The organism is Cellulomonas pasadenensis (assembly GCF_047229365.1).
In the GTDB taxonomy this organism is placed as follows: domain Bacteria; phylum Actinomycetota; class Actinomycetes; order Actinomycetales; family Cellulomonadaceae; genus Cellulomonas.
The window spans coordinates 1-8,478 of record NZ_JBFTEP010000148.1 but is presented as its reverse complement, the minus strand read 5'-3'; the positions used below and the strand labels follow the sequence as shown (position 1 = coordinate 8,478).

Below are 8,478 nucleotides of genomic sequence, written 5' to 3'. Positions count from 1 at the left end.
GCGTCCAGGCGGTCGACGCGGCGGCGTCGTCGGCGCGCACGCACCAGGTGCGCGCGGCCTCGGCGTCGGCGGCGACGGCGTCGTCCGTGCGGCGGTCGCCCGTCGCGGTGTGCACGAGCCAGGCGCCGTCGAGGTCGCCCGTCGCGTACTCGCGGGGCTCCCAGCCGGCGGCGCCCGCGGCGACGAGGTCGGCGAGCTCCTCGCACAGCGCCGGGGCGACGACGTGCACGTCGGCGCCGTCGGTGAGCAGGCCGCGCGCGCGCCGGGCGGCGACGGGGCCGCCGCCCACGACGACGACCCGCCGGCCCGTGACGTCGACGAGCAGCGGGTGCGCCGCGGTCATATCCCCGCCCCGGCGAGCCAGTCGTCGTCCTGCTCGTCGGCGCGCACGGGCGCGAGCCGGTCCAGCAGGGTCGGGCCGACCATGCCGGCGGCGAGCGTGCTGCCGTCGGTGGGGTCGACGAGCAGGAACCCGCCCGTGCGGCGGTGCGTGGCGTAGTCGTCGAGCACGACCGGCTCCGCCAGGCGGACCCGCACGCGGCCGATCGCGTTGAGGCCGAGGGAGCGCGGTGCGGCGTCGGACGACGTGTCGGTGGCGTCGATGGTGCGGACGGTGTCGACCGGGTCCCACTCCTCGACGGTCAGCGTGTCGACGTCGAGGCGGGCGTCGACCTCGCGCAGCAGCGCCCGCACCGTGCGGGTGCCGGTGCGCACCAGCACGCGCGCGCCCGCCACCGAGCGTCGCTCGGTGAGCCAGCAGACCGTGCCGACGAGGTCCTGGCCGGTGCGCACGTCCTCGGCCGCCCGCACCAGCACGTCGCCGCGCGCGACGTCGAGGTCGTCGGCCAGCCGCACCGTCACCGAGCGCGGGGCCTCCGCGTGCGCGAGCGGCCCGTCGAACGTGTCGATGCCGACGACCCTGCTCGTGCGGCCCGACGGCAGGACGCGCAGCTCGTCGCCGACCCGCACGACGCCCGACGCGACCTTGCCCGCGTACCCGCGGTAGTCCGGGTGCTCGGGCGTGCGGGGACGGATGACGACCTGCACGGGCAGGCGCAGCGGCTCCGCCGCGGCGTCGCGCCCCACGGGCACCTGCTCGAGCAGCTCGAGCAGCGTCGGGCCGTCGTACCAGGGCGTGCGGTCGGAGCGCAGGACGACGTTGTCGCCGTCGAGCGCGGACAGCGGCACCGCGTGCACGTCCGGCAACCCGAGCACCCGCGCGTAGTCGGCGAACTCGCGGGCGATCGTCGTGAACGTCGCCTCGTCGAACCCGACGAGGTCCATCTTGTTCACGGCGAGCACGACGTGCGGGACGCCGAGCAGCGCCGTCAGCGCGGCGTGCCGGCGGGTCTGCTCGAGCACGCCCTTGCGCGCGTCGACGAGGACGATCGCGAGCTCGGCGGTCGACGCGCCCGTGACCATGTTGCGCGTGTACTGCACATGACCCGGCGTGTCGGCGAGCACGAACGCGCGCCGGGCCGTCGAGAAGTACCGGTAGGCGACGTCGATCGTGATGCCCTGCTCGCGCTCGGCGCGCAGACCGTCGGTGAGCAGCGCGAGGTCGACGGCCGTGCCGTCGCCGCCGCGTGCGCGGGTGGCCCGCTCGACGGCGGACAGCTGGTCCGCGAGCACCGACTTCGTGTCGTACAGCAGCCGGCCGATGAGGGTGCTCTTGCCGTCGTCGACCGAGCCCGCCGTGGCCAGGCGCAGCAGGTCGCGCCGCGCGTGGTCGGCGGCGCCGTCGACAGCGGGTGCCGGCCGGGCGTCGGTCGTGGTCTGCGTGCCCATCAGAAGTACCCCTCGCGCTTGCGGTCCTCCATGGCGGCCTCGGAGGCCCGGTCGTCGGCGCGCGTCGCGCCCCGCTCGGTGAGCCGGCTCGACGCGACCTCGGCGATGACCTCGGCCACCGTCGCGGCGTGCGAGTCGACCGCACCCGTGCAGCTCATGTCGCCGACCGTGCGGTAGCGCACGGTGCGGCGCTCGACGACCTCCTCGGGCCGCGGGCCGCCCCAGTCGCCGGCGGTCAGCCACATGCCGTCACGGGCGAAGACGTCCCGCTCGTGCGCGTAGTAGATCTCCGGCAGCGGGATCTCCTCGCGCTCGATGTACCGCCACACGTCCAGCTCGGTCCAGTTCGACAGCGGGAAGACGCGCACGTGCTCGCCCGGCTTGTGCCGGCCGTTGTACAGGTCCCACAGCTCGGGCCGCTGCCGGCGCGGGTCCCACTGGCCGAACTCGTCGCGCAGCGAGAACATGCGCTCCTTCGCGCGCGCCTTCTCCTCGTCGCGCCGCCCGCCGCCGAACACGGCGTCGAACCGGTGCGCGGTGATGGCGTCGAGCAGCGGGACGGTCTGCAGGGGGTTGCGCGACCCGCCGGGCGTCTCGACGACGCGGCCGTCGTCGATGGCGTCCTGCACGCTCGCCACGACGAGGCGCAGCCCGTGCTCGGCGACCGTCGTGTCCCGGTACGCGATGACCTCGGGGAAGTTGTGCCCCGTGTCGACGTGCATGACCGTGAACGGCACGGGCGCGGGCCAGAACGCCTTGCGCGCCAGGTGGAGCATGACGATCGAGTCCTTGCCGCCCGAGAACAGCAGCACGGGCCGCTCGAACTCGCCCGCGACCTCGCGCATCACGTGGATGGCCTCGGACTCGAGCGCGTCGAGCTGGGTGAGGTGGCCCGCGCCCACCGCGGCGGACGGGGTCGTGGTCGTCGTCGTCATGTGTGCAGCCCGCATTCCGTCTTGTTCGTGCCTGCCCAGCGTCCGGCCCGTGCGTCCTCGCCCGCCGCGACGGGCCGCGTGCACGGCGCGCAGCCGATGGACGCGTACCCGGCCTCGCGCAGGGGGTTGAGGACGACGTGGTGCTCGGCGACGTACGCGTCGACGTCGTCCTGCGTCCAGGCCGCGAGCGGGTTGAGCTTCACCTTCGACCGCTTCGCGTCCCAGCCGACCACGGCGATGTCGCTGCGCGTGGGGGCGTCCTCGCGGCGCATGCCCGTCACCCACGCCGCGTACGGCGCGAGGCCGCGCTCGAGCGGCTCCACCTTGCGCAGCGCGCAGCACAGGTTCGGGTCGCGCTCGTGCAGGCGCGGCCCGTGGGCGGCGTCCTGCTGCTCGACGGTGAGGAGCGGCAGGACGGTCCGCAGCCGCACGTCCGTGAAGTCGGCGTAGTAGTCGCGCGTACCGATCGTCTCGGCGAAGTGGTAGCCCGTGTCGAGGAAGATCACGTCGATGCCCGGCACGGCCTTCGCCGCGATGTCGACGAGCACCTCGTCGCCCATCGACGACGCCAGGACCAGGTCGGAGCCGAACCGGTCGGCCGCCCAGCGCAGGATCTCCGCCGGGTGCGCACCCTCCAGGTCGCGCCCCGCCTGCTCGGCCAGGGCGCGCAGCGCGTCGGGGGACAGGTCCGTGACGGGCCCGGTCGCGGCGCTCACCGCGCACCCGCCAGGCCGACGAACCGCAGCGCGAAGACCCGCGCGCACGTGCGGCACTCCCACTCGCCGTGCCGCTCGCCGGCGGGGAACAGGTCCTCGCCGGCGCAGAACGGGCAGTAGTAGGGCACCGCCCGCTGCCCGGAGCCGTCGCCGCTCATCGCAGGTCCTCCTCGTCCGCGCGCTGCGCCCACTCGGCGAACAGCTCGCCGTCCAGGCGCTGCTCGTCGTACCGGCGCGTGACGCGCTCGACGTAGTCGGGCAGCTCGGTGGCGGGCACGCGCAGCCCGCGCAGGGTGCGGCCGAGGCCGCTGGTCAGGCCGAGGCCGCCGCCCAGGTGCACCTGGTACGCGTCCGTGCCGTCGGGCGCGAGCACGCCCTTGAGGCCGATGTCGGCGACCTGGATGCGGGCGCACGAGTTCGGGCAGCCGTTGAGGTTGATCGTGATCGGCTGCTCGAAGTCCGGCATGCGCCGCTCGAGCTCGTCGACCAGGTCGGCCGCGCGGGCCTTCGTCTCGACGATCGCGAGCTTGCAGAACTCGATGCCCGTGCAGGCCATCGTGCCGCGGCGGAACGTCGACGCACGGCGCACCCGCAGGCCCACCGCCTCGAGCCCCGCGACGAGCGCGTCGACCCGTTCCGGCAGCACGTCCAGCACGACGAGCTTCTGCTCGACCGTGAGCCGGACGCGGTCGGAGCCGGCGGCCTCTGCCAGGTCGGCGACCTGGGCCAGGAGCGGGCCGGACACGCGGCCCACGGTCGGCGCGGCGCCGACGTAGCGCAGGCCGTCGACCTGCTCGTGCACGCCGACGTGGTCGCGCCGCCCGGACGGCGGCGGGGGCGGCTCGGGGCCGTCGGGGAGGGCGTACCCGAGGTACTCGCGCTCGAGCACGTCCCGGAACACCTGCGCACCCCAGTCGGCGACGAGGAACTTCAGGCGCGCGCGGTTGCGCAGGCGGCGGTAGCCGTAGTCACGGAAGATGCCGGTCACGCCGGCCCACACCTCGGGGACCTGCGCGAGCGTGACGAACGCGCCGAGCCGCACGGCCAGCTTGGGGTTCGTCGACAGCGCCCCGCCGACCCACAGGTCGAAGCCGGGCCCCAGCTCGGGGTGCACGACGCCGACGAACGACACGTCGTTGATCTCGTGCGCCACGTCGTGGTGCGGCGAGCCGCTGATCGCCGTCTTGAACTTGCGCGGCAGGTTGGAGAACGCGGGGTCACCGATGAACCGGCGCGTGATCTCCTCGATGGCCGGCGTGCCGTCGATGATCTCGTCCTTCGCGACGCCGGCGACGGGCGAGCCGAGCACGACGCGCGGGGTGTCGCCGCACGCCTCCTGCGTGCTCAGGCCGACCGCCTCCAGGCGGCGCCAGATCTCGGGGACGTCCTCGATGCGCACCCAGTGCAGCTGGATGTTCTGGCGGTCGGTGATGTCGGCGGTGCCGCGGCCGAAGGTCGTCGAGACGTCGGCGATCGCCCGCAGCTGCGGCACGGACAGCGCGCCGCCGTCGCAGCGGACGCGCAGCATGAAGTACTCGTCGTCGAGCTCGTGCGGCTCGAGCGTCGCGGTGCGGCCGCCGTCGATGCCGGGCTTGCGCTGGGTGTACAGGCCCCACCAGCGCATGCGTCCGCGCAGGTCCTCGCCCGGGATCGAGGCGAAGCCCTCGCGGGCGTAGACGGTCTCGATGCGGTGCCGGACGTTGAGGCCGTCGTCCTCGGCCTTGAACTTCTCGTTGGCGTTCAGCGGCTCGCGCTGGCCGAAGGCCCACTGGCCCTCGGGACGCTTGGGGGGAGCCACGACGGGTGTCTGCGCCACGGGGCGCCACCTTTCGGGAGGATCTCGGGGCGTGCTCGCGCGTCCGCACGACGGGGGAGTCGTGTGCACCGGACGCGGACCACGCGCCCGTGCAGGAGGGGACGGGGCGGGGTCAGCGGTTCCGCGGACAGCACGCGCACGGGACCGCGGCGGCGCGACAGCACCGACACATGAGGGTCGTCCCGTGGAAGATCACGGCACGAGAGTGTCACGACCTGCCGTGACCGAGCACCACTCGTCCGGATGGCGGAACGCCCATCCGCATGCCGGACACGTGTTCAGGGGCGTCCGACGTGCGCCCGGACGGCCCCGTGCACGGGCCCGCCGTATCCTCGACGCCGTGCCCACCCCCTCGCTGACCGCGCGGCAGCCGCACGTCCCCACGGACCGGCTCCTCGCCGAGCTCGTCCCGCCGCGGCACTTCGCCCGCGAGTCGTTCGACACCTACGAGCCGGACCCCGCGCACGCGTCGCAGGCGGAGGCGGTGACGCGGCTGCGCGAGGTCGCCGACGCGCTCGCGCGCCCCGCCGGCCGGTCGGGCTGGTTCGGCCGCCGCCGCGCCGCGGCCGCGCCCGCCGTGTACCTCGACGGCGGGTTCGGCGTCGGTAAGACGCACCTGCTGGCGTCGCTCGCGCACGCCGTCGGCACCGAGCAGGCGGCGTTCGGCACGTTCGTGGAGTACACGAACCTCGTGGGCGCGCTGGGCTTCGGGCCGACCGTCGAGGCGCTCGGTGCCCGGCGGCTGGTCTGCATCGACGAGTTCGAGCTCGACGACCCCGGCGACACCGTCCTCATGTCCCGCCTGCTGCGCGAGCTCGCCGACCGCGGCGTCGCGCTCGCGGCCACGTCGAACACCCTGCCGGAGTCGCTCGGCGAGGGCCGGTTCGCCGCGGAGGACTTCCTGCGCGAGATCCAGGCGCTCGCCGCCCGGTTCGAGGTGCTGCGCATCGACGGCGAGGACCACCGCCACCGCGCCGCGACGACCCACGCCGCCACCGTGCCGGACGCGCGGCTGCGGGACGTCGTCGGCGCCCGCGACGACGCGACCCTCGACGACCTGGGCGCCCTGCTCGAGCACCTGTCGCGCGTGCACCCCAGCCGCTACGGCGCCCTCCTCGACGGCGTGGGACTGGTCGCGCTCACGGGCGTCAACCCCGTCGACCGGCAGGACGTCGCGCTGCGCCTCGTCGTCCTCGTCGACCGCCTCTACGACCGCGACGTGCCGGTGCTCGTGGCCCGCGAGGGCGTCACCGACTCCGGGCTCGACCTGTTCACGCCGGAGATGCTGCGCGGCGGCTACCGCAAGAAGTACTACCGCGCCCTGTCCCGCCTGGGCGCGCTCGCCGCCGAGGGCGCGGCGCTCGCCGCGGAGCGCCCGGCCGCCTGAGGTCGCACGCCACGCACGCCGCAGGGGCCCGCAGCCGGTGGCTGCGGGCCCCTGCGCGTCGGTGCGGGCGTCGGTCCGCCGGGCGTCGGCCCGGACCGGCCGTCAGGCGAGGACGACGACGCTGCGCGCCGGCACCTCGACGACGACCGGTCCGTCCGCGTGCTCCGGCGGCTGGACGACCCCGCCGTCCCACGCCGCGCGGACCTCGACGGGCGCGGACAGCGGCACCGGCACGGCGGCCGGCTCGTGCGCGAGGTTGAGCACGACCCGCGCGTCGCCGCGGTGCAGGACGAGCGCCCCCTGCCACGGGCCGTCGCCCGCCCCCTCGACGGCGTGCACGTCCAGGGCGGTCCGCGACCGGTCGCCGGACGCGAGGTCCGGCACCTGCCGGCGCAGCGCCACGAGCTCGCGGTACCAGTCGAGCAGCCGCGCGTGCTCGGGGCGGGTCGGCTCCGACCAGTCCAGGCGGCTGCGCTCGAACGTCGCCGGGTCGCCCGGGTCGGGCACCTCGATCTCGCCGCCGTACAGGTCCTCCCAGCCGTGCCCGCCGAACTCCTGGGTGCGCCCCTCGCGGACCGCCTCGGCGAGCTCCGGCTCGGGGTGGTCGGTGAAGTACATCCACGGCGTGCGCGCCCCCCACTCCTCGCCCATGAACAGCAGGGGCGTGAAGGGGGAGAGGAGCACGAGCGCCGCCTGGGCCGCGAGCCCGCCGGCGTCCACGCGGGACGACGGCCGGTCGCCGAGCGCGCGGTTGCCGACCTGGTCGTGGTTGGCGTCGAAGACGACGAACCGGTGCCCGTCGACGTCGTCCGGCACGGGCCGGCCCCACGGCTCGCCGCGGAACGTCGACAGGTCGCCGGTGTGCACGAACGCGCCGGTCAGCGCGGTGCGCAGGGTCTCCGGCGAGCCGAAGTCGACGTAGTAGCCGTGCCGCTCGCCCGTGACGAGCGCGTGGACGCTGTGGTGCACGTCGTCGGCCCACTGGCCCGTCATGCCCCAGCCGCCCTCGGACGTGGGCGTCACCGAGACCACGTCGTTGAGGTCGGTCTCCGCGACGAGGGACAGCGGGCGGCCGAGCTCGGCCGACAGCGCGGCGACCTCGTCGGACAGCTGCGCGAGCACGTGCCGCTCGGACTCGTCGACCAGCGCGTGCACGGCGTCGAGGCGGAACGCGTCGACGTGGAAGTCGCGCGCCCAGCGCAGCACGCTGTCGACGATCCACCGCCGCACGTGCTCCGCGCCGTCCTGGTCGAGGTTGATCGCGGCGCCCCAGGGCGTGTGGTGCTCCTCGGTGAAGTACGGACCGAACTCGTGCAGGTAGTTGCCGGACGGGCCCAGGTGGTTGTGCACGACGTCGAGGCAGACGGCCAGCCCGCGGGCGTGGGCCGCGTCGACGAACGCCTGCAGCGCCTCGGGGCCGCCGTACGGCTCGTGCACCGCCCACAGCGCGACGCCGTCGTAGCCCCAGCCGTGCCGCCCGTTGAAGGCGGCGACCGGCAGCAGCTCCACCACGTCCACGCCCAGCGAGACGAGGTGGTCGAGCCGCTCGATCGCCGACGTGAGGGTGCCGCCGTCGGTGAACGTGCCGGCGTGCAGCTCGTAGACCACCTTGCCGCGCACGTCGACGCCGCTCCAGCCGTCGTCCGTCCACGCGAACCGGTCGGCGTCGAACACGCGCGCCGGGCCGTGCACGCCGTCGGGCAGCCACGCCGCCCGCGGGTCGGGTCGCGCCGGGCCCCCGTCGAGCGCGAACGCGTAGTCGGTGCCGTGCGGCAGGCGGACGTCGGCGCGCCACCAGCCCTCGCCGGCGGCGTCCATGGGGACGCGCACCCCGGC

Annotated in this window: 8 protein-coding genes; 1 reads left to right on the top strand and 7 read right to left on the bottom strand. The window is 75.2% G+C overall.

What is annotated here, in order from left to right; translation table 11 throughout:
* The 6 genes from AB6N23_RS15830 to AB6N23_RS15805 all read right to left on the bottom strand — a co-directional run.
* Nucleotides 1-343 (bottom strand): NAD(P)-dependent oxidoreductase (locus tag AB6N23_RS15830; RefSeq protein WP_412866956.1); only part of this gene is annotated, 343 nt, incomplete at its 3' end.
* Nucleotides 340-1,788, bottom strand: coding sequence for a sulfate adenylyltransferase subunit 1 (locus AB6N23_RS15825; RefSeq protein WP_412866955.1), 1,449 nt, complete (start codon nt 1,786-1,788; stop codon nt 340-342). The genes AB6N23_RS15825 and AB6N23_RS15830, both read right to left, overlap by 4 nt.
* Nucleotides 1,788-2,723, bottom strand: a complete 936-nt coding sequence (cysD, locus tag AB6N23_RS15820; protein WP_412866954.1) for a sulfate adenylyltransferase subunit CysD — start codon at nt 2,721-2,723, stop codon at nt 1,788-1,790. Before cysD ends, AB6N23_RS15825 begins: the two co-directional genes overlap by 1 nt.
* The gene (locus AB6N23_RS15815; RefSeq protein WP_412866953.1) at nt 2,720-3,439 is read right to left on the bottom strand and encodes a phosphoadenylyl-sulfate reductase; all 720 of its coding nucleotides are present in this window, start codon (nt 3,437-3,439) and stop codon (nt 2,720-2,722) included. The genes cysD and AB6N23_RS15815 overlap by 4 nt, the downstream gene beginning before the upstream one ends.
* Nucleotides 3,436-3,597, bottom strand: coding sequence for a hypothetical protein (locus AB6N23_RS15810; protein ID WP_378200478.1), 162 nt, complete (start codon nt 3,595-3,597; stop codon nt 3,436-3,438). Before AB6N23_RS15810 ends, AB6N23_RS15815 begins: the two co-directional genes overlap by 4 nt.
* Nucleotides 3,594-5,255 carry a nitrite/sulfite reductase gene (locus AB6N23_RS15805; protein ID WP_412866952.1) on the bottom strand — a complete coding sequence of 554 codons (1,662 nt, stop codon included), beginning with the start codon at nt 5,253-5,255 and terminating at the stop codon, nt 3,594-3,596. The genes AB6N23_RS15810 and AB6N23_RS15805 overlap by 4 nt, the downstream gene beginning before the upstream one ends.
* A gap of 340 nt (nt 5,256-5,595) precedes the next feature.
* Here AB6N23_RS15805 and zapE point away from each other — a divergent pair, with 340 nt between their 5' ends.
* Nucleotides 5,596-6,642, top strand: a complete 1,047-nt coding sequence (gene zapE / locus AB6N23_RS15800) for a cell division protein ZapE (RefSeq protein WP_412866951.1) — start codon at nt 5,596-5,598, stop codon at nt 6,640-6,642.
* Between the two features lie 102 nt (nt 6,643-6,744).
* Here the strand turns inward: zapE and treZ are convergent, their stop codons facing one another.
* Nucleotides 6,745-8,472: a malto-oligosyltrehalose trehalohydrolase gene (gene treZ, locus AB6N23_RS15795; protein ID WP_412866957.1), complete on the bottom strand. Its 1,728-nt coding sequence runs from the start codon at nt 8,470-8,472 to the stop codon at nt 6,745-6,747.
* Between the last annotated feature and the right edge of the window lie 6 nt (nt 8,473-8,478).

Excerpts from the sequence above, each read along its gene's own strand:
- AB6N23_RS15825 (WP_412866955.1), bottom strand. The coding sequence starts at position 1,788 with ATGGGCACGCAGACCACGACCGACGCCCGGCCGGCACCCGCTGTCGAC.
- cysD (WP_412866954.1), bottom strand. The coding sequence starts at position 2,723 with ATGACGACGACGACCACGACCCCGTCCGCCGCGGTGGGCGCGGGCCAC.
- AB6N23_RS15810 (WP_378200478.1), bottom strand. The coding sequence starts at position 3,597 with ATGAGCGGCGACGGCTCCGGGCAGCGGGCGGTGCCCTACTACTGCCCG.